We start from the raw sequence: 19,385 nt of genomic DNA, 5'->3' as shown, positions 1-19,385 counted from the left end.
TACCATTGATGTACGTCGAACAAGAAGGGACATATGGGTCGGACGGCGTCAGAGCACCCTTGGGTGATCGTTCCAACGTACAATGAGGCTAGCAACGTCGTAGATATCGTCTACGCGGTGCGTGAGGCCGTGCCTTCGTCGACTGTACTCGTGGTTGACGATAGTTCACCCGACGGCACAGCTGACCTGGTGGAGAAGGTTGGCGTGGATGACCCGCATGTGCGAGTGCTTCGCCGCCCAGAGAAGGATGGACTTGGCGCAGCATATCGTGCCGGATTTCACGAAGCTCTAGTTTCTGGAGCAAGCGCAGTCGTTGAGATCGACGCAGACTTCTCACATGATCCAAAGCTTATCCCGGAGTTACTTAATGGACTTGATGCTGGCGCTGGGCTGGCTATAGGGTCGCGTTATGTTGCTGGTGGCTCTTCAGAGGGGCTTCCCATGCCACGGTTGTTGATCTCGCGCCTTGGAAACCTATACGCTTCGGCGATGCTCGGTATCAGTGTGCGTGATGCTACCGCCGGATTCCGAGCCTACGACTCCGAGGTCCTTAAGTTGATCAACTTGGACGAGATTCGCGCCGACGGCTATGGTTTTCAAGTCGAGATGGCGTATCTTGTTTCGCAACTGGGCTTTCGTGTTATTGAGGTTCCTATAACCTTTCACGATAGGCGATCGGGTAGTTCAAAAATGTCTAGCCATATCGTGATTGAGGCGATGATGCTCTGTACGGTTTGGGGAATTGGTCGTCGTTTTCGTTGGCTGCGCCAGGGATCGCGGCAGGATAGATTGATCGATCAACTTGAGAAGCTGATCCGGATCAACAGGTGACCAATGTCGCTGTAAAGCTGCTTCACCCGAAGGCGCAGGTGCCGGTTCGGCAGCTGCCAGACGATGCTGGTGCGGACCTTACCCTCGTTGAGCCCCTAACGTTGCTCCCTGGTTCCAGAGGGCTAGCTAGAACTGGAGTTGCACTCGAGTTGCCCTCTGGGACAATGGGCTTGGTGATGCCGCGAAGTGGATTGGCGCTCAACCATGGGATCACAGTGTTGAATGCCCCTGGTCTCATCGACGCTGGTTATCGCGGTGAGGTAAGAGTGCTTTTGGTGAATTTAGGTGGTGAAACCGTAGACTTGGATCCTGGAGTTCGTATCGCTCAACTCGTGGTGGCGAGCTATTTGGGGGTTGATTACTTGGTGCGGGATGAATTGACTGAGACGCTACGCGGGACTGGTGGTTTTGGGCACACTGGCCACCGCTGACCAGGTTAAAACCGATCACCTTTCGACAACTGGGTGTATGTCGTTGAGATGAGCAACCCGACTCCAGTCATCGGTTATACTGTAGCTCGTAACGCGGACGTGGCTCAGTTGGTAGAGCATCACCTTGCCAAGGTGAGGGTCGCGGGTTCGAATCCCGTCGTCCGCTCCAGGAATAGTTCAGGTCTTGGACTCGATCGAGTTTCTTGTTTTTGAGGCTTATTGCCACAACAGTCTCCTCGGGTTCGCGGCCGAAGGACAGCCGTCGCGGGGTTCTGGTCGGCGGGTTACCGTGCTGATGGTATAGCGAACAGCTCTTGCCAACTATCACGCGGATCGAGACGCTGTGGCCCTCGTATTAGCAACTCGGGCTGGCGTCTAACGACGGGCGTGGCTGCCATCGAAGCAGGGGCGCTGGCCACTCTGACAGGGTGCTGACAAGTAGCTCGAACAGAGTCGGTCACCCGTAGCATCTGCGTGATGAGTTGTGAGTCCACTCACGGAGATGCACCCCCTTTGCAGAGCTCTCATCTTCGACTCCGCTCTAAGCAGTACAAGAGCTGTTTTCGCATTTTCGAGCATTGCCGGTATCACCAGCTCTGTCCGGATGATGACTCATTCCATCATCTGGACTCTCGCTTTGGACAATCCAAGAACCAACGGCGCACCCTCAAACCGGTTCAAGCAAGATGCCGCTTTGGCGATGCTCCGATCCTGCATGGGATGATCCTCTGGACGGATCCCACTCGATGCGTTTTGGCGCACGCTGCAATCGTGCAAGGAGCTTCCCTGTTACTGGGACTTCGGATTTAAGTGGGGAAATTAGTCGGGTATAGCCACGCACTAGGGGTGAGTTTGGGAGGGTCACAGGGGCTCTGCCAGAATGGGATTAGTAACAACTCATCACTGGAGGACCCCTGTGGAACAAAATCCTATCCGCATTGCAGAGATCTTGCTCGGTCTAAAGGATGTCAATTTGATTGGTGTCGAGGATCTGGGTAACGAAGATTCAAAGACACCCCTTCGGGTCCATATCGAGTGTCGAGGCGAGCGGCCAAAATGCCCAGTCTGTAATGGGATGAGTTATTCCAAGGGAGGCTCACTAGTAGAGCTGATTGATCTACAAAGCTTTGGCCGTCCCGTAAGGCTCATCTGGCACAAACGCAGGTGGGTGTGCAAGGATGAGACCTGCATCGCCCCGTCATGGAGCGATGTGGACACTAGGATCGCAGCCCCAAGGCTAAAGCTCACCGATAGGGCAGCTAGATTCGCAACCCGAGTGGTTGGTAGAGACGGGCGATCGGTGTCATCGGTAGCCAGAGAACTCGATTGTGACTGGCACACGATCAATGATGCTGTGATTGCCTACGGGACTCCCCTCGTTGAGGATCCAAATCGCTTTGGCAAGGTTCGTGCACTTGGATTAGATGAGACCCTGTTCTATCGCGAGGGTCGCTATCACAACCAGAAGTGGTCTACCTCAATCGTGGACGTTATGAGCGCAACCCTTCTCGATGTAGTTCCTGGTAAAGGAGGAGCGGAGCCAAAGAAGTGGATAGCTAGTCACTCCAGGGAGTGGCGTGATGATATCAAGTGGGGAACCCTTGACCTGGCTGGTTCCTATAGAGCGGTATTTAAAGAGGCGTTACCCAATGCTGTCCTGGTGGCCGATCCATTTCACCTCATAAAGCTCGCCAACACTCGTCTTGATGAGACGAGAAGACGAGTACAACAGAACATCCTTGGTCACAGAGGCAGAGGCGGGGATCCGCTCTATCGCATCCGGCGACTCCTGAATATGGCCAAGGAGAAACTTACCGAGGGTGCCAACGCCAAACTTACTCACCTACTTGAACTAGGTGACCCAGACAACGAGGTAGCTACCAGCTGGAGAGTCAAGGAGTCCCTACGAGAGCTCTATACCTATCGTGACCCAGATCTCGCCAGAGACCACCTCGATGCCCTTATCAGTGACTTCACCGATAACCAACGACCACCCGAGGTCCAGCTACTTGGGAGAACCTTGAAAAGCTGGCATGATGAGATCCTGGCCTGGCATAGGTCCTTTGTGACCAATGGACCGACAGAGTCGATGAACAACCTCATTAAGCGGATCAAGCGCATCGCCTTTGGGATGACGAACTTTGCGAACTTTCGCATTCGAGTACTCCTTAGCGCTGGTAAGCCTGACTGGTCACTGCTAGCTACGGTTACCCCGGTGACAACGCATATCTCTAGCGCACTTGGTTCGTAACCCGAACCAACTAACCCAATAAGTAAGACACCAGGGAGAACCCCTTGTCCCCTCTTGCCCGTTCACGGGTTGTGTAGTTTAGAACTCTCCACATGACGGTCCCAATCTGGCCAATCACCTCAGATGCGCTCAACGACTTATCGATTCCTGGTCGATCTTGGTGCCGGATTACCGCTGATTTCCGAAGATCCCTGTTACTTACCTCAACGTCGATCTTGGCACGGCTCGGGCTCAAGGTGCTGTCCACCTGCACCTTCTCGCTGGGAAGCTGCGAGGACAGCCTTTTATGCCGAGAACCGTGAGCGTTCAGAGTTGCCCATACGAGTCTCGTTTCACGTTCCTGATCGCGCTTACCTCGATTATGACGCGCGATGCGATCGTGCTCAACGGGCTTCCGCCTACCTGCCGTTGCATCTGTGTGATAAATGGTGAGTCACTCACTTAGATGCACCTTTTACAAGGTTCTCGTCTCGGACTTCATGCTCACTCGTCCAAGAGTCGTTCTCGCCTCGCCAAGCACGGCCAGTATTGCTACCGGTCTTACATGCTCTCTCCAGGTGATGAGTCAACCCATCATCTGAACTGCCGCCTGTACCAAATGGCCTGGGAACGAACAGGGCGCTGGACTCAACTAGCCCACAACTGATAACCGACCAGTCACAGATATTCAATGAAGCAATGTCATCTCTGTCTGCCTCAACGTGGCACCTATCACAGCTCAGTCTCTTGGCGAGCTTGGCTCCGACCAACCTGGTGGTGCAGCCGTGATGTAGTTGAGATGAAGGGAGGTAGCGATCAACTACTACCTTGACGTTGGCACGTTCTGTCTTGTAGTGAAGCGTTTCCAGTCGAGGGGGTGCGTTTACCCATACTTCGTTCATGGCTGCGATATTGAGGTCGGCAATCTTTATTTCGCCATAGGTGTCCAGCAGTTGACGAGTCACCTGATGGACGTTTTCACGGCGCAGAAACGTGGTTGCATGGTCTTGCGACAGAGGCGATTGAGCTTGGTTTTTGCCTGCTCGTATCCATGTGATCTAGGTATACGCCGTGAAGGCTCTCTCTGAGTCCGTCTAACTTCAGCTATTGATGCTCTGAACGGGGTTGGATTCGATCTTCATCGCCGTTAGTGAGAGCAACTAACGATTCTGAGTCCGAAGTCAACCTCGGCGTGCACGGTTGGCTTCGGGGGGCCTCGTTGGTTGGTGAGGCTATCTTGTCTGCGAGCCGACAGGAGATGAACAATCGGCGCCATCGTTTTAGAGATCGTACAGTTGAACAGCCTGGCGTTGTTCTTGGCTAGGGCCTACGCGATGAGTCGGCGCAGGTATCTTGCCTGTCCTATACCACCTATATGCCGTCTGCAGGTCTATACCTTGGGACAGTGCCCACTCATGTAAGTTCATCAGTATTTATTATGGTACATCTGTTCGTTGACTGGTGTGATCCTGTCCTTTAAAGAGTGGTACGGGTCATTCGACTTGTAGTAGTGCTGTAAGACGGAGCCAACGGGCAGTTCGCCGCTTTGTTAGTTAACGGTCGGTTGATGCCAGCTCCGGACCGGCATAGAGCCCAGCGGTAGCCGGAAACATCGATCGAACAATTTTGAAGTTTGAGACATCAACGGTGGCATCCATGTGAAGGTAGACGGCTGCATCGCGGAAGTACTTCTCGACACCAACTTCTAGCATGGCTCCATAGCCCCCATGGAGCTCAACGGCGTGTTGGCATACCTTGAATATCTCCTGTGATGCAAATACCTTTACCATATCGCAGAGGGTTTGAGAGTCTGGGGAACCCTCGTCCACGGCAAGGGCTGCATGGCGAAGCAGGGAGGCTACGGCCTCGAGCTTGGTTGCCATCTCTGCTATACGTATTGCAACTGCTTGATGCTTGATCAGGACGCGGCCCCCTTGTACGCGTTCGTGTACAAAGGCGACCGAGTCTTCATAGGCGGCAATGCCAATCCCCAGGTTTTTTGCGGCTTGGATAATTTTGCCTGGTTTGAAGTAGACACCGGCCTTGCCTAGCGCATCATTATGCGCGAGCAGGTGGTCGTTGGGTACTCGGCAGTCATCGAAGACAATTTCTCCGTTATTCATGAACCGGCCGCCTATAGTTTCGTTACAGCGAGTCACCTCTAGGCCCGGCGTATCACGGGGTACTAGAAAGCTCGAGGTCCCTTGTAACATGCCAGCAGACGAGTCTGTATTTGCATAGACGACATAGAGGCTCGCGTCGTATCCGTTAGAGATGAACTGCTTGCGGCCGTTGATCTTCCAATGGTCACCCTCCAGAACTGCTCGAGTGTCCATTGCCGCCTCTGGGACGTTGTAAGGCAACCACCTGTCTGATGCTCCTCTGGGTTCTGTCAAGCAGTGTGCCATCAGGAACTGAGGCTCTGCCATATAGCGAGAGAACCAATGTTCTTGCAGATGGCGGGGCGCGAGTTCGCGGAGAAGGACAGAGATTTTCCAGTTCTGAACAAGCTTGTCAGCCACACCCGAGTCACCTCGGGCTAGCTCTGTGGCTATAATGGCGAAGGTTTGAGACTCCGTTGTGGGATCGAGCGCTATGCCTCCAAACTCCTCTGGAACACCGAGTGAGCGCAGCCCTACAAGATCCGCCTGTTCTAGGATGTGAGGAGAGAGCCGTGTGTTGGGGTCGAACGACCACTCACGCTCTCTATTTTCACGGATGAACGGTGCGAGAACGTCATCGACATAGCGTTTGCAGGTGTCACGCATGAGTAGCTGCTCCTGCGAAAGATATCTCTCCTGGAAAATCAACTTTCCCCCTTGGTAGCGTGCACCGCCTCCGAAATACTATAGCTAGCTGCTGTCGGCTATTCAGCTGGTGGCGCCGTGCCTCCAACCCTCAGCCAAGTCTGTATCCTGAGTAGAGGTTGTGCGACGGCTGCGATGATCTGATCGCAACGTTGACCGAATGCGCTGTACTGGATTGGTTGCTAGGTATTAAGTACGTAGCAATCCGGAGTGGTGAGGAGCGTCGGGTTGCTCGGGTGCCGTCCGGTGTTCACATGCTATTGAAGCTGTGCACATCTATTTCCAGCCAGCTGTCATGACAATAAACGAATGGGCGTACCTGTGGCGAATGCGGCGATATCCTCGATCACCTGCTCAAAGAAGGTAGAGTAGTTGCGCTCGGTGACGTAGCCAAGGTGTGGAGTGGCGATCAGGTTGGGTGTGCTCCTGATTGGATCGTCTTTGGCGAGTGGTTCGTGATCAAAAACATCGAGTCCCGCTCCGGCGATTGTGCCCATCTGTAGAGCTTCGATCAGTGCTTGCTGGTCGACGATGGCCGCTCGAGACGTGTTAATCAATAGAGCAGTGGACCGCATCTGATTGAGTTCATGGCGGCCTAACAGGCCGTAGGTACCCTCTCCGAGAACAAGGTGTATGCTCACTATATCGCTAGTCGCAAGGAGTGCCTCTAGCGATTCCATCAGACTTGCGCCAGCTTCACTTGCCCGGGATTCCGTTAGGTGTGGGCTCCATGCGACGACCTCCATGCCGAATGCAGCACCAACACGGGCAACTCGGTTGCCGATCTTGCCTAATCCAATCAGTCCAAGACACTTACCGTACAGATCGACACCGAGGCTCGTCTGCCATAGCCCGTTGTTGCGTACCGATGAGACCTCCTCGACAATGTGCCTGCTAAGAGCGAGAATTAAAGCCCAAGTCAGTTCCGCTGGTGGTTCGGAATGACCACTGGTACCACAGACGACGATTCCCAATTGATTGGCGGCAGCGACATCGATCGATGCGTTACGCATTCCGGTGGTCACGATTAGCCGTAAGCTGGGAAGGCGCTCCAAAAGAGACTTGCGGAGCGGTGTGCGTTCGCGCATGACAACCAGGATCTCGTAGGGATATAGACGCGAAACCAGTTCGTTCTCGCTCTCTAGATGATCGTGGAAGGGATCGACTGATATAGTCGCCTGTAAGGAGGTCCAGTCCGCAGTTGAGACCGCCACATTTTGATAGTCGTCTAGAACGGCACAACGCATGGTGGAATCTCCTGTTCCTTGTCGAGTACAACCGGTCAACTACAAGCAGCGGTTGTGGCTTTGCTGTGGTTCGGCTTTGACCACGATCCTAGTCGACCCGCTGCTAGGCGTTCGAACGTGGCTGGGCTCAGGAAGCCAGAGGTAGCAACTGCTGAGGAATGATGTGCCATGATTAGATGTGATGAACCTGTTTGACCAACCGGGAGCGCAAGCCCCGTCTGCAAGGGTGGGGAGGATGTCACTTGCGACGTTCAGAGACGACCAGATCGTTCTTGCCGGTCGATGGCGGGGTACCCAGCGCCGCTGCAGTTGCCGTTCAGCTATAACAACTCAAGCCGTCGTCTATGCGTGTGCAGCACTCGGATGTTCCGATCTCACAAGATCTGTCGCCATTGTGGATCGGCCACTGAGTGATTAGCATGCCCTGCCACAAGCTACCGCATTCCATGATGCTATGCAGCATTTGAATTATGAGTCATTTTCGCCCAGCTCTTGAGAGGCGTGTTGTGGACGCGCCAATATAGGCCCACCCTGATCGTGCTCGCTCGCTGTGCCGTCTTCGGTTGCATCCTTCCAAATAAGGTCTCGATTGTTTGAGTGTGGAGGGTCTGATGGCCCGATTGAGGCGCCAAAGGCTATAGAGTGTAGCGCACGGGCCGTTGGCGCAGCTGGTAGCGCACTTGCATGACGCGCAAGGGGTCAGAGGTTCGAGTCCTCTACGGCCCACCGCTTGACACCGTCAAAGTATGTCGGTTCTGTACTGCTTGTTCTAGGATTCCTAGATTCGAGCTCCATGAACAGCTATTTTTGTCGAAGCTCGGCGCACTTCAGCTCGATAATAAAGATTTCGGAGCCCGATGTGTACTCTGGGTGCGGCAGAGGATCTATCGGTAGGGTTTTCTGAGCATGTTGTTGTGGGTTCTTGTAGCACAACTGCGCCCTCTGCCATTGGTATAATGCGCCAGTAGAGCAGATTCAGACAAGTATTTCCACTTCCGGGCCGACTAGTTGGTGCTAACGGTCGTTAACAGATCTGGATGAAACTTTGGGTTACTTGCAGTGTCGGTTCATTTCCACCGTGGATCGAGGATGTGCGATTACTGTTCCAGTAACATTGCGATGTGCGACACGCACGATATTCGATAAACATCATGCAACGAGAACTATGCGATTCGCAGAGCCGTGGATAGGTTGAGTGCACTTCAATCATTTCCGTGGCGTTCCCGGGTTGTCGGAGTGGGTCGTAGGTGGAGATCGGCGTCAGCCAGACGATCGGGCAGCTCGGAGAGATCCTGCTCCGCTATGCGTCAGTTTGCTTTGGGCTAGTCCGGCTGAGGTGGTAGAGAAGAAATGCATATGCAAATAGGGCAAGCGTGAATCCGAGTGCCATAATCAGCGAGAGTAGGTTTGAACGTCCGCCTCCGTTGACAAAAGCGAGTCCAGCGGCAATTGCAATAATAATACCTGCCACACCTACGATCGTATGGCCAAGTGCACCGGCCTCTGGCTGCTCGAGAGAGGCGTTGATCATCATGATGCCGTTGATCAGAAGGGCCAGTCCGATAATGACGTGGATGTAGAGCACGGCGATGGGATGAGAGGCACCCCAGGGATTGCGTGGCGCAATTGTGACGTACAATACATTCGCCGTTCCGAAGATGAATTCAATGAGTAGAGCAACAATCGAGGTGAAAGACAGTAGTTTCAGGTCGAGTGTACGTTTGCTCATGGGGCTAAATCCTAGTGGCTTAGGTCACATCTGGCAAGTCGGTCGCGACGATTTATACAGCAAAATATGGGGGTCCACGCTCAGGGCGGTGGATCTAGTACAGACCTGCTGTTGGCGCATCCCCGCGTGTTGCTTCATTGACTCGATAGATGGTAGCGAGGATGAACTCGACGTCGTACGGCTTAGTTAGACAGACAGTTGTGGTTTAGCACTTATGGATGAGATCGAACGTTTGTTCAAAGATGCCATCTTCTGAGCCGCAGAGCGTTGGTTACCACGATCAGGGATGAACTCGCCATCAGTGCTGCCGCGAGCATGGGATTCAAGATGCCAACTGCTGCCAAAGTAATGGCGACGACATTGTATCCGATGGCCCATGCAAAGTTTTGATGAATGTTACGAAGTGTGGCACGAGCTAAACCAATAGCGCCAGGAACCTTTAGAATGTCGTCACCGAGGATCGTGATGTCAGCGCTGGCCTTTGCGATGTCGGTACCGCCAGCGAGTGCAATACCTAGATCGGCCTGAGCGAGAGCAGCTGCATCGTTGATGCCGTCTCCTACCATTGCTACACGTTTCCCGAGAGCCTGGGCGTCTCGGATTGCTGCAGACTTTTCTGCCGGTTGTACATTGGCGCGGATTGTGTCTATCCCTAACGCTCTTGCTAGTGGCTCCGCATTGTTAAGCCGATCTCCAGTCAACATGACGATCTGGATTCCGTTGTCTCGCAGCGCTTGCACAAGGTCGGTAGCACCGTCTCTTAGGGTCTCACGTAGGGTAAATATCATGGGAGGCTGATCGTCGATCTGACACGCGACTGTTCTTGGTCCGTCGCTTGTTTGGATATTGAAGAACTGAGGTGTTGCTATGGTGATCGTGTGGCCATCTACTGTCCCGACCATGCCGGAACCCGGGAGTTCCTTCACGGCCTCCACGCTTAGCTGGGTGGTCGATAACGTGCCAAGAGCGCGTGCTACTGGATGTGTTGAAGCCTGGGCTATAGCGGCGATGCGTTCGCGTTCGATGGGTGACAGTTGAGCTGGTAGATGATCGAATGACAAGGTTGCATCGGTAAGCGTGCCGGTCTTATCGAGGAAAACGGTGTCGATTTTTGGTACCTGCTCGAGGACGGTAGGACTTTGGATCAGGATACCAGATCTGGCAGCTCTAGAGGTGGCGACAAGGAATGCTATTGGTGTGGCGAGACCGAGGGAGCACGGACATGCGACAACGAGAACGGCTATTGCTGCCACCAATGCCCTAGTCGCAGACCCTTCGGCTAGCCAGGCCAAGAAAGTAGCGATTGCTATCAAAATCACGATCGGCACGAATACCCTGGAGATACGATCACTTATACGCTCAAGATTGGCCTTCCTGGCCTGTGCTTGAGCCACCTGTAGGGTGAGCTGTGAGAGGAAGCTGCGCTGAGCACTGGTGGTCGCAACTCCCTCGAGAAGCTGGTCTCGGTTCAAGGACCCTGCCAGTACGTTGATCCCAGGTGCTACTGGGGTAGGGTCGGATTCTCCCGTGATGATCGCAGTATCAACCGTTGATTCTCCGATGGTGACCGTTATATCGGTTGGGACTACTTGACCCGGGCGCACTGTCACAACGTCCTCACGTAGAATCTCACTCGCTGGGACGATCATCTCGACACCTTGACGTTTGATCATGACATCACCAAGTATCTGCGCTTGCAGATCGTTGAGATCGGATCTCGCAACCGTTTTGGCCCGATCCTCGATCCATCGTCCGAGATAGATCACCGTCGGAACGATCGCTGCTGCATCAAAGAAGATCGGTTCGTGTCCAAGGCCGGCAAAAGTGACAGCCGTTGACCACACAAATGCAGTTACGAACCCCAATGAAACGAGAGAGTCCATGCCTCCTGTTAAGTGGCCAAGATCGCGTATAGCGGTGACCAAAAAGTCTCGTCCGACCAAGAGGACGACTACGGCCGCAAGGAGGAATGCTATCGGTCTGGAGATTGACCAGATCGATAGATCACTACCTAGTAGTATCGCGCTCAGAGCTGCACTGATTGCGAGCGGCCAAGTTGGGTGGTGAGTTTTCGGTGTTGGCCCTGCTTTGTCTTTCTTGACTGCGTCGTAGCCAGCCTGCCTAACGGCATCGACGATGTTATCGATGTCGAGTGCGTTTGGATCATAACTAATAGTTGCCTCTTCGAGTGCATAGTTAACCGTCGCATTTGCGCCAGGTAGGCGGTTTAGCTTGCGTTCGATTCGAGATGCACAACTCGTGCAGGTCATCCCGAAGAGATCAAGGTCGATCTGTTCAGTTGATGAGCTTGGCATCGTAACCAGCCTCATCGATAGCAGCGAGTAGCTCGTCAACCCCGAGGTCATCTCCTTCGACCTTCACCGTCTTGGTCTCAAGATCGACATCGACGGACTGCACGCCTGGAAGTTTGCTGACCTCTCCCTGGATCGCCAGCTGGCAATGATGGCAACTGACGGTGGGCACGCTAAATTGCATCATCTGGTACCTCAACTTTCTGTTATTTCTAGTCTATCCTTGCCGTAGTTGGTGGATGTAAGGAGCTGTTGGTGGAGCGTCCAAAGGCCGGTCTTCGGCGTATTGAGATCAGGGTTGTTCTGACGGCTTTTGGCCTGTCACTCGCAGCCGCGACGTCGCTTGGGTTCGCTCGATTTGCATACTCACTCTTATTGCCAACCATGCGTCTGGCGCTCCATTGGAGCTACTTTGCAGCCGGCGCGATGAACACAGTGAATGCGCTCGGATACCTTACAGGAGCGATCTTTGTCACCCGCATAACTGATCGTTTTGGTAATCGACGCTCTTTTGTTCTAGCAGGCGGTGGGATAGTTGCCTCACTTGCATTGACCCCTGCGAGTCCTCACCTTGTTCCGCTATTGACTCTTCGACTCGTCTCTGGTTTCTGCGGGGCGGTGATCTTTGTGGTTGGGTCCTCTCTTGCACAGCAGGCCACTGTCGGGCTGACAAGGACTGGGGCGGCAGCCATACTAGGCATCTACTTCGGTGGAGCTGGTCTTGGAACCGCGATCAGTGGCGCGATTATCCCTTCAATTCATGGATCCCCAGCCACCTTGTGGCGTCTCGACTGGGGAGTCTTGGCGGTTATAACTCTTGTGGCGATGGTTGGAGCTACCTATGCATCGTTGCAGGTAACCGATCCTCCAGTTCGATCGTCTGGGGAACGCCACCTTGGCCACTACAAAGCGCTCCTTCCAGCGCTCATCGCCTATGGGCTATTTGGATTCGGTTACCTCGCCTTTCTGACCTTTCAAGTTGCACTGATGGGTCATCTGGGACTCGCATCTTCAAGAGTGGTGATCTCCTACCTCATCTTCGGAGTCGTGGCTGTGGTGAGTGGCTTTGTGTGGTACCGGCCACTTGCCGGCCGCCACCCTGGGCGTGTAACCGCGCTTATTTACTTCTCCGGAGCGCTTGGGGCTGCCCTCTTTTTAGTATCAACCACCCTGCTTGTCGAGTCAGTGGCTGCAGTTTTGTTTGGACTCGCATTGATGAGCTGTTCGACTGCCTTCGGGGTCGTGACGCGTGCGGTGCTACCGCCCTCGCTCCAGACAGGTGCCATGGGGGTTGCAACTGTCGCTATCGCTCTTGGACAGAGTTTGGGACCACTCGTAGCTGGCCAGATTGCTGACTCACATCTTGGATTGACATGGGCTGTTGGTGCCGGCGCTGCTGTCATTGGCCTTGCCGCGATCGTCTCGCTCTTCCAGCGCACTGCAGCTGCCTAGCTGCTTTCGTGAGCCGCCTCTATGCAGGCAAATGCAGAGGAGTGAGAGGCTGTTCACGTCGGCTGGCATGACCGAAATGCGCGTCTGAGTTGTAACCTCCATTATCTGGACTTTTTCACCCGCTAGCTCTGGCAAGCACCAAAAATGGAATAGCGGATTGTACGTGAATTTGGCACATTACCTTAAGGATGTAGAGGTTGTTGCCTACAGCGCTCATCCGGTTATGCCGATAAGTTAGTTGGCTGACGGTGCTTGTAGAGTCGGCGAGTTGGGGATTATGTCCCCTCGAAGTGGTGGTGCGTCGATGAGTTGTCGGTTAAGTGGTTCTGAATACATCGACTCTGCCCAGTTGCCAACAAGACTGGTGACTGGTGTCGAGAACGTCGAGAGATTGAATGGTGTAGATAATCTTCAACTGTCAGGTCATTTGGGAGACAAGGACTTTGATGCGATAGTTGCATCGCTGGGAATTGGCTGTCATGTTCCTATAGCTGTTGTGAATATCGTAACTCCAGGCAAGCAAACGTATGCTGCCGAGATCGGAGTAGGGGAAAGTTCCACTAGCGTGCCTGACGAAGAGTCCTTTTGTGCTGAAGTCGTCAATACCGGACGGAGCCTGGTTGTGGCCGATGCCGCGACGCATCGGGTCTATCGAGCCAATCCGTTAGTGCGTGACCATGTGGTTGCTGCCTATGCGGGAGAACCGCTGGTTGACAACGGGATTGTCATCGGAAGTGTCGCGATCTTTGATTCTCAGCCGAGGGAGTTCACCAGCGATGAGCTAAGTCTTCTTCGCCATCTTGCTCAACTTGCATCTGCAGTCCTGGGGCTGCGGCGCGCCGCGATGACCGACTCGCTAACTGGTCTCCCAAATCGTGCCTGGTGTGTTGAATACATACAACGAGCCGTTGCGCAGCTGTTGGGTACCGGGCAGCTGCTCGCCGTGCTCTTTGTCGATCTCGATGGCTTCAAAGAGATTAATGATCACTTCGGTCATGCCGTTGGAGATCATGTCTTGAAGGTGATGGCTGCCGCGATGAGGAGTCATATCCGGCCTACAGATTCGCTCGCGAGACTCGGGGGTGACGAGTTTGTTATCATCTGTCCGGATCTTGGTGAACCGAGCGATGCGGTGCGGATTGGGGAGCGTTTGTTACGCGCGGCGGATGACTCTATGAGTTTTGAAACCGGTGCCGCCGCCAATATCTCTTTGAGTGTAGGGATTGCGGTGACTGGTGATCCGCATGAGAGCGTAGACAACCTCTTGCGGCGAGCAGATGGAGCCATGTATCGGGCGAAGCTCAGACTAGGTTCGGCGGTGGAGCTCGCGGTCGTCACTTAGCGATGTTAGGTTCTAGGCTCATTGACCGCATCCGTTCTGGCGAGGGCGGACGCTGATGAACAGAACAACTGGAGGCGGCGAGCGGATTCGAACCGCTGTGCAAGGCTTTGCAGGCCTCTGCCTAACCACTCGGCCACACCGCCAGTAATCTATAGGAGACTAATCGGGTCAGCAATATGAACCGATCGGGTTGGCTAAGTCCTTCAGATTGGAACAAGATAGAGCGTGAACAGACGTAGGGTGATAGGTTGGACGGTCGGAGTCGGTGCAATCGTTGTTGTGAGTATCGGAACATTGGCTGCGATTCCAAGTGGGGGTCAGAGGCCAGCGCAGATCCCTATTCCGACGTCGGCAACGACGGCGATGCCGCAGCTCCTGAAGCTGGGCCCAGCAGGCGAGATTCCCAAGAACATTGCAGAGACGGTTCTCATTCCGGTTGGCATGGTCGCCAAGGCTTATGAAAACCTAAATGCTGGGGGCGCTAATTTTGATGGTTATATCCTTTACCAGTCTAAAATGCGGCCGCGACAGGTTCTCGCGTTCTTTAAGGCATCACTTCCGGATGCAGGCTGGCATCTTTATGATGCAAGCGTCACCAAGGGTCAGGATGTGATCCTGGCCTCAAAGGCAGGGAACAACGGGTTCTACTGGGAGGTCGGCATAAAGGATCCCTATCCTGCCAAAAGTAGTGCTTCTGAACTTCAACTCCGGATCCTGCAGGTCAGCTTCTCGTGAGGATTCTCGTAGCTGGAGCTGGGCCAGCGGGATCGCTAGTGAGCATACTTTTAGCTAGAGATGGACACGACGTAGTGCTCGCAGATCGAGCCCAATTTCCTAGAGATAAGGCTTGTGGAGATGTGATTGGCCCACTCGCTCTCGCGGTGCTAGAGCGAGTGGGGGTCGATCTTGGTGCTGATCGGCACCACATTGGGTCGATGTGGCTCGGATTCGAGGGGCGTGAGATGTTGATGCCAGCTCGTCCTGGGCTTGGTCATCGGGGATTTGGCTTGACCATTCCCAGGCGCGACTTTGACGACCTTCTCTACAGGCAAGCTCTCTCTGAAGGTGCCGTAGCTAGGAATGGAGTAGTCAGCGGGGTTGCGAGACTGGGTAATCGACTTCGTGCGCGGATTTCCGATCAGAACGATGAGTTTGATGTAGTTATTGGGGCCGATGGTGCAAACTCAAGCGTTGCGCGCTCTATGAACATGACCGACCAGGGACGGATCCTCCTCGGTTTCGCGTTGCGACGCCACGTCCCAGGTTCTGCCAAGGCCGATAGGGTTGACCTGCTGCTTAGGAACGGCCCAGCTGCTACCCCTGGGTATGGATGGGTCTTCGATCAGGGAGACAACCAGCTGAATCTTGGTATTGGTATCGGTGTTGGCTCTGACCGTAGCCGTGCAAAGGGAGCGCGGGAGCTATTGGATCGTTATCAGCAGGATCTCGTTGATCGTGGTGTTGTAAAGCTCGGTGGTGGTCACCAGGAGATGGGAGGCTGGTTGAAAATGGGACTCGTCGGGACTCGAGTGGCTACCGATGGCGTCTATTTGGTTGGGGATGCAGCTGGACTCGTCAATCCATTGCAGGGAGAGGGGATCGCAGCTGCACTCGTTAGCGCTTCGTTATGCGCTTCGGTGGTCGACCGATCTGGTCCGGACGGAGCGGCAGCCTATCGATCTGCGATCCACGAACACTTCGGCGGCTTTCTCTCTACCGGCTATCTTGCCCAGAGCATTGCGCTCGGCCACCCCAAGGTCGCTGATTTAGCTATGCGGTCGCTGGTTCGCGCTGGCAGCCACTCTGAGCGCATCGCGAGCGCCTGGGGGATGTTTTGGAACGACCTAACCCAGTATTCTGGACCGCAACCAGGCTCTTTTGGCGCTTGGCTTGCATTGACCGCCGGTATGAGATTAGCCAGAGCGACCCGAGCGAGACTTAGTTGGGATGATTAGATCTGCGCTCAGAGGTGGCCGCAGTGGGTCGGATTGGCCCTGCCTGCTTTACCTTTTCGGGTTACAGCTTTGCTCTGAGTGACATCCTCCACCCTTACGAACGGGGCTTCCTAGGCTGCTCATGCAGCTTCGGCTGGTTGGCGCTTCACTGGGTCTGGGTGCTTGTTAGCGTGCGATGTCCCTCCACGTCCTTTAACCACACTTAGAACAACGTAGGCTCGTGTATGTGGGGTTGATGGCGATAATTTCTACTGGGGTTATGGCATTGGGGTTATGGCATTGATAGCTTTGTCAGTGAGCCGTCTGTGGAACATACCCCAGCCCTGTTCGAGGATAGACCTGTTGAGTCCGGACTTCTGAGCAACGTTCTTGCCTGGGTTCTTGACCGTGCCCGTGGTCGAACGGGTCATGTCCCTTGACCCCCAAATCCTCTAGGGCAATCAGGTCGTGGTCCACTCGATCCAGTCTTTGCGTTGATCGGTCTCCTTTGCTGATAGCTAGCTTTGTGGCATTGCGACGGTTGGAGCCTTTGGTCTGTCTAGCTAGTTTGCGTTGTAGTCGCCTCTTAGGTTGGCGCTCTCGGTTGGTGAGTAGTTTCATATCGAGAAACTTGCCCTTGGATGTAGCCACCGTATGAGTGACACCCATGTCCAGGCCGACTATCTCGCCGGTAGGCTCGCGTTCAATCTGTGGAGCTAGACGGGTGAAGCTCACAAACCATCGTCCGGCGCGATCTTTGGTAACTCGTGCGGACAACGCTGTCTCTATATCACGCCACTCACAGGTGACGCGGAACTTAACCCACCCACACTTAGGGATGAACGCCTGGCCCCACTTGCGGTTGAGCCGTCGAATAGACAGATCCCGTATTACAAAGCCTTCATTGATACCGGCTTTAGGCCAAATGGGGTGCCCGAAATGGTCTGGTCGTTTCCACCAGTTTTGAAATGCTTGATTTAGGTCTCGAAGAGCCTGTTGTTGAATTGTGGACGAGCCTTCTTTGAGCCAAGTTAGCTTGCGAGCCTCAGCGAGTTCTAGCATCTTGAGAATGGGTGGTGATCCTCTGTGATCGTCGGCGTCTCCATGAGTTGCGTTGTTCAAGTGCTAGATTCCAGACATAGCGAGCATCGGAGCAGTGACGCACGAGAACGGATAACTCCTGCTCTTGTGGATAAAGTCGCTCACGAATACTCATAGTATTGGTAGGGAGTCTGACAGACTTGACTCTGGGATGTAATCGAGGTCGCTCGACCCAGCCCTTACAGACGGGGCTTTGCGCTCCGGTTTGGTCAATTTATGGGATTGCCGGCAGGCCATCGATGCTGCGGGTGTTGTGGCGCTTTCGATAGGTCTTCAAGTCCTCCTCCCCTTTGGCGGCAATCCAGTTCTCAAGCCGTTCACGTTGACGCATCTGTGCCGCCATCGGTACTCCATAACCACAAGAGTTCGCGATGCTCGAGATCGTGATCAAGATAATGGCTCGAGCACCTTGACGACTGGGAAACTTGGTGATCAGCGAGTCATATCTTGAACCGCCGGGAAGCAGCGGTTGACCGCTACCGTAGATCCGGAGGATGTTTGGCACCCCGGCAAAAGAACAGAACATCAAGGTGATTCGCCCGTTTTCTCGAAGATGAGCGATCGTCTCCGCACCCGAGCCGGTCAGATCCAAATAGGCCACGTGACGAGGATCCGGAAGATAAAGGGTATCACGCAAGCCTTTGGGAGAACAGTTGATGTGGCCATGGTCGCTAAGCGGTGCTGTCGCAACAAAAAACAACTCCTGACTGTGGATGAAGTCTATGTCATCTTTTGTCAGCTCAGCGTGCGTAGTCATCTTCTTGACTTTAGCTATCGGCTGTGACCATGTGGGCTTACTCTGGCGAATTTTCCCAGTGAGAGGAGGCTGTGCAGGTTAGAACGTCTAGCTGCTAGCAGTGTCCACCGCGCTGAGGTAGGGGAGATCTGGCCCAAGTTGATGGCTGTTTGTATGGACCTCTCTTCGACGAGGTCTCCCAAGATCCTGGCTGTGATTGCGTTCCTTGATGGTGCTCACAGGCTGGCTGTTGGCGACGGGAGTCTTCTCGTCCTAGGCTTGAGGGAACAGCGCACACATGAAGGAGGGTTTCGTTGGTACAGAACCGTGAACAGCCTATGATCTGTTTCGCTGGACCGCTGGGCAGTTCCGACCATCGAGTCATCGAGCTTTTTGGGTTCACAGAGTTTGATCCCTTACCGATGCCATCGGTAGAGCAGGTCATCTTTACGGTATCTACCACACCTGGACTCCTGGGCGTGCTCCCTATCGAGAACTCCACGGAGGGCGAGCTAACTCTAACGCTCGATCGTCTGATATTTGACGCTGAGGATGCGATGATCGTCGGTGAGGCGGTTCTCGCCGAAGAAATTTGGGGTTTTTCCTTAAATGGCGAGGCGTCTGTGCATACAGTTATCTCTCATTCAATGATTCTGGACCTCTGTGCGGACTTTATTCGTCATCGTGGGATGAACGTACGCCACGCAATCTCAACCAAAGCAGCCTGTGACGAGGTCGTTAGTGCACGAGATGCGGGGCTCATGGCACTCGCACCACCGAGTGTTGGCGCCCAAGCGGGGCTTAATGCCGTTGCAACTGAGGTGGCTCAGGTGAGTGAGCTTAGAACACGGTATGCCTTGATCGCGAACACCCTTCCAGCACCTACTGGTTCTGACCGCACGATGCTGGCTATAGTTCCGCGGTTTGATGCTGTAGGTGCATTGAGTGAGATCGCGAGTCAGTTCAAGAACCATGATGTCAACATGACCTCAATTCTTTCGCGCCCACTTGCGGGTGAACGAGATGTCCACTGCTTTGTCGTCGTGGCTGATGGACACGCACACGTGGATCCGGTGCGTTCATTACTCCGTTCGCTCCTGCGAGCCGGGCACCAGGTTAAATTGATGGGTTGCTATCCTCGTTGGGCGGAAAAAGAGGTAGTGACACCTTCAACACAGCTACCTCGTGGAGTATTACTTTACGAAGATACCTCTCCGCCTGACGCTTAGATGG

At 54.1% G+C, this 19,385-nt stretch carries 18 protein-coding genes and 3 tRNA genes; 10 read left to right on the top strand and 11 right to left on the bottom strand.

The window, feature by feature from the left end; translation table 11 throughout:
* The first annotated feature begins 33 nt into the window (after window positions 1-33).
* The 4 genes from FEAC_RS11195 to FEAC_RS11180 all read left to right on the top strand — a co-directional run bounded on the left by FEAC_RS11195 (window position 34) and on the right by FEAC_RS11180 (window position 3,513).
* Window positions 34-831: a polyprenol monophosphomannose synthase gene (locus FEAC_RS11195; RefSeq protein ID WP_081901300.1), complete on the top strand. Its 798-nt coding sequence runs from the start codon at window positions 34-36 to the stop codon at window positions 829-831.
* Window positions 828-1,262 carry a dUTP diphosphatase gene (gene dut, locus FEAC_RS11190; RefSeq protein WP_035392141.1) on the top strand — a complete coding sequence of 145 codons (435 nt, stop codon included), beginning with the start codon at window positions 828-830 and terminating at the stop codon, window positions 1,260-1,262. The genes FEAC_RS11195 and dut overlap by 4 nt, the downstream gene beginning before the upstream one ends.
* 93 nt (window positions 1,263-1,355) lie before the next feature.
* Window positions 1,356-1,431 (top strand) — tRNA-Gly (locus FEAC_RS11185).
* Window positions 1,432-2,142: 711 nt separating this feature from the next.
* Window positions 2,143-3,513: an ISL3 family transposase gene (locus tag FEAC_RS11180; protein ID WP_082055647.1), complete on the top strand. Its 1,371-nt coding sequence runs from the start codon at window positions 2,143-2,145 to the stop codon at window positions 3,511-3,513.
* Window positions 3,514-3,523: 10 nt separating this feature from the next.
* On the opposite strand, the gene FEAC_RS11175 is transcribed toward FEAC_RS11180, so the two are convergent.
* The 4 genes from FEAC_RS11175 to FEAC_RS11160 form a co-directional block, all read right to left on the bottom strand.
* Window positions 3,524-3,760 (bottom strand): hypothetical protein, encoded by a 237-nt coding sequence (locus tag FEAC_RS11175; protein ID WP_035390689.1) that lies wholly within the window; start codon window positions 3,758-3,760, stop codon window positions 3,524-3,526.
* A 190-nt stretch (window positions 3,761-3,950) separates the two neighbouring features.
* Window positions 3,951-4,394, bottom strand: a complete 444-nt coding sequence (locus FEAC_RS16450) for a zinc ribbon domain-containing protein (RefSeq protein ID WP_371525070.1) — start codon at window positions 4,392-4,394, stop codon at window positions 3,951-3,953.
* Window positions 4,395-5,045: 651 nt separating this feature from the next.
* Window positions 5,046-6,302, bottom strand: coding sequence for an acyl-CoA dehydrogenase family protein (locus tag FEAC_RS11165; protein ID WP_152623206.1), 1,257 nt, complete (start codon window positions 6,300-6,302; stop codon window positions 5,046-5,048).
* A 290-nt stretch (window positions 6,303-6,592) separates the two neighbouring features.
* On the bottom strand, window positions 6,593-7,546 hold the full coding sequence (locus FEAC_RS11160) for a D-2-hydroxyacid dehydrogenase family protein (protein ID WP_035390697.1): 954 nt from the start codon (window positions 7,544-7,546) through the stop codon (window positions 6,593-6,595).
* 653 nt (window positions 7,547-8,199) lie between these two features.
* Here FEAC_RS11160 and FEAC_RS11155 point away from each other — a divergent pair.
* Window positions 8,200-8,272 (top strand) — tRNA-Val (locus tag FEAC_RS11155).
* Window positions 8,273-8,846: 574 nt separating this feature from the next.
* On the opposite strand, the gene FEAC_RS11150 is transcribed toward FEAC_RS11155, so the two are convergent.
* From FEAC_RS11150 to FEAC_RS11140, 3 genes are all read right to left on the bottom strand, one after another.
* The gene (locus FEAC_RS11150; RefSeq protein WP_035390700.1) at window positions 8,847-9,275 is read right to left on the bottom strand and encodes a hypothetical protein; all 429 of its coding nucleotides are present in this window, start codon (window positions 9,273-9,275) and stop codon (window positions 8,847-8,849) included.
* 236 nt (window positions 9,276-9,511) lie between these two features.
* Window positions 9,512-11,590 (bottom strand): heavy metal translocating P-type ATPase, encoded by a 2,079-nt coding sequence (locus tag FEAC_RS11145; RefSeq protein WP_052566274.1) that lies wholly within the window; start codon window positions 11,588-11,590, stop codon window positions 9,512-9,514.
* The gene (locus tag FEAC_RS11140; RefSeq protein WP_236684645.1) at window positions 11,571-11,771 is read right to left on the bottom strand and encodes a heavy-metal-associated domain-containing protein; all 201 of its coding nucleotides are present in this window, start codon (window positions 11,769-11,771) and stop codon (window positions 11,571-11,573) included. Before FEAC_RS11140 ends, FEAC_RS11145 begins: the two co-directional genes overlap by 20 nt.
* 71 nt (window positions 11,772-11,842) lie before the next feature.
* Between FEAC_RS11140 and FEAC_RS11135 the strand changes: the two genes are divergently transcribed.
* Together FEAC_RS11135 and FEAC_RS11130 are read left to right on the top strand one after the other, a co-directional pair.
* A complete protein-coding gene (locus tag FEAC_RS11135; RefSeq protein WP_035390706.1) occupies window positions 11,843-13,039 on the top strand; it encodes a YbfB/YjiJ family MFS transporter in 1,197 nt (398 codons plus the stop codon).
* Between the two features lie 304 nt (window positions 13,040-13,343).
* On the top strand, window positions 13,344-14,381 hold the full coding sequence (locus tag FEAC_RS11130; protein ID WP_052566273.1) for a sensor domain-containing diguanylate cyclase: 1,038 nt from the start codon (window positions 13,344-13,346) through the stop codon (window positions 14,379-14,381).
* A gap of 69 nt (window positions 14,382-14,450) precedes the next feature.
* Here the strand turns inward: FEAC_RS11130 and FEAC_RS11125 are convergent.
* Window positions 14,451-14,524: transfer RNA gene (locus FEAC_RS11125), tRNA-Cys, on the bottom strand.
* A gap of 82 nt (window positions 14,525-14,606) precedes the next feature.
* Here FEAC_RS11125 and FEAC_RS11120 point away from each other — a divergent pair.
* Together FEAC_RS11120 and FEAC_RS11115 are read left to right on the top strand one after the other, a co-directional pair.
* Window positions 14,607-15,116, top strand: a complete 510-nt coding sequence (locus FEAC_RS11120) for a hypothetical protein (RefSeq protein ID WP_152623205.1) — start codon at window positions 14,607-14,609, stop codon at window positions 15,114-15,116.
* Window positions 15,113-16,336: an NAD(P)/FAD-dependent oxidoreductase gene (locus FEAC_RS11115; protein WP_052566272.1), complete on the top strand. Its 1,224-nt coding sequence runs from the start codon at window positions 15,113-15,115 to the stop codon at window positions 16,334-16,336. The genes FEAC_RS11120 and FEAC_RS11115 overlap by 4 nt, the downstream gene beginning before the upstream one ends.
* 291 nt (window positions 16,337-16,627) lie before the next feature.
* Here the strand turns inward: FEAC_RS11115 and FEAC_RS11110 are convergent, their stop codons facing one another.
* From FEAC_RS11110 to FEAC_RS11105, 3 genes are all read right to left on the bottom strand, one after another.
* Window positions 16,628-17,437 carry an RNA-guided endonuclease InsQ/TnpB family protein gene (locus tag FEAC_RS11110; RefSeq protein ID WP_052566271.1) on the bottom strand — a complete coding sequence of 270 codons (810 nt, stop codon included), beginning with the start codon at window positions 17,435-17,437 and terminating at the stop codon, window positions 16,628-16,630.
* Complete coding sequence (locus FEAC_RS16445; RefSeq protein WP_081901195.1) at window positions 17,361-17,531, bottom strand: helix-turn-helix domain-containing protein; 171 nt, start codon at window positions 17,529-17,531, stop codon at window positions 17,361-17,363. Before FEAC_RS16445 ends, FEAC_RS11110 begins: the two co-directional genes overlap by 77 nt.
* Window positions 17,532-17,630: 99 nt before the next feature.
* Window positions 17,631-18,173, bottom strand: coding sequence for a pyridoxamine 5'-phosphate oxidase family protein (locus tag FEAC_RS11105; protein WP_035390709.1), 543 nt, complete (start codon window positions 18,171-18,173; stop codon window positions 17,631-17,633).
* 293 nt (window positions 18,174-18,466) lie between these two features.
* Here FEAC_RS11105 and FEAC_RS11100 point away from each other — a divergent pair, with 293 nt between their 5' ends.
* The gene (locus tag FEAC_RS11100; protein WP_152623204.1) at window positions 18,467-19,381 is read left to right on the top strand and encodes a prephenate dehydratase; all 915 of its coding nucleotides are present in this window, start codon (window positions 18,467-18,469) and stop codon (window positions 19,379-19,381) included.
* Window positions 19,382-19,385: the final 4 nt, after the last annotated feature.

Origin of the sequence: Ferrimicrobium acidiphilum DSM 19497 (assembly GCF_000949255.1) — a bacterium.
GTDB lineage: Bacteria > Actinomycetota > Acidimicrobiia > Acidimicrobiales > Acidimicrobiaceae > Ferrimicrobium > Ferrimicrobium acidiphilum.
This window is presented reverse-complemented; position numbering and strand designations above follow the sequence as displayed.

What these genes read in the sequence shown, in the direction of transcription:
- FEAC_RS11195 (WP_081901300.1), top strand. Translation starts at nt 34, where the DNA reads ATGGGTCGGACGGCGTCAGAGCACCCTTGGGTGATCGTTCCAACGTAC.
- FEAC_RS11180 (WP_082055647.1), top strand. Translation starts at nt 2,143, where the DNA reads ATGGGATTAGTAACAACTCATCACTGGAGGACCCCTGTGGAACAAAAT.
- FEAC_RS16450 (WP_371525070.1), bottom strand. Translation starts at nt 4,394, where the DNA reads ATGAACGAAGTATGGGTAAACGCACCCCCTCGACTGGAAACGCTTCAC.
- FEAC_RS11160 (WP_035390697.1), bottom strand. Translation starts at nt 7,546, where the DNA reads ATGCGTTGTGCCGTTCTAGACGACTATCAAAATGTGGCGGTCTCAACT.
- FEAC_RS11150 (WP_035390700.1), bottom strand. Translation starts at nt 9,275, where the DNA reads ATGAGCAAACGTACACTCGACCTGAAACTACTGTCTTTCACCTCGATT.
- FEAC_RS11145 (WP_052566274.1), bottom strand. Translation starts at nt 11,590, where the DNA reads ATGCCAAGCTCATCAACTGAACAGATCGACCTTGATCTCTTCGGGATG.
- FEAC_RS11140 (WP_236684645.1), bottom strand. Translation starts at nt 11,771, where the DNA reads ATGCAATTTAGCGTGCCCACCGTCAGTTGCCATCATTGCCAGCTGGCG.
- FEAC_RS11130 (WP_052566273.1), top strand. Translation starts at nt 13,344, where the DNA reads ATGAGTTGTCGGTTAAGTGGTTCTGAATACATCGACTCTGCCCAGTTG.
- FEAC_RS16445 (WP_081901195.1), bottom strand. Translation starts at nt 17,531, where the DNA reads ATGAGTATTCGTGAGCGACTTTATCCACAAGAGCAGGAGTTATCCGTT.
- FEAC_RS11105 (WP_035390709.1), bottom strand. Translation starts at nt 18,173, where the DNA reads ATGACTACGCACGCTGAGCTGACAAAAGATGACATAGACTTCATCCAC.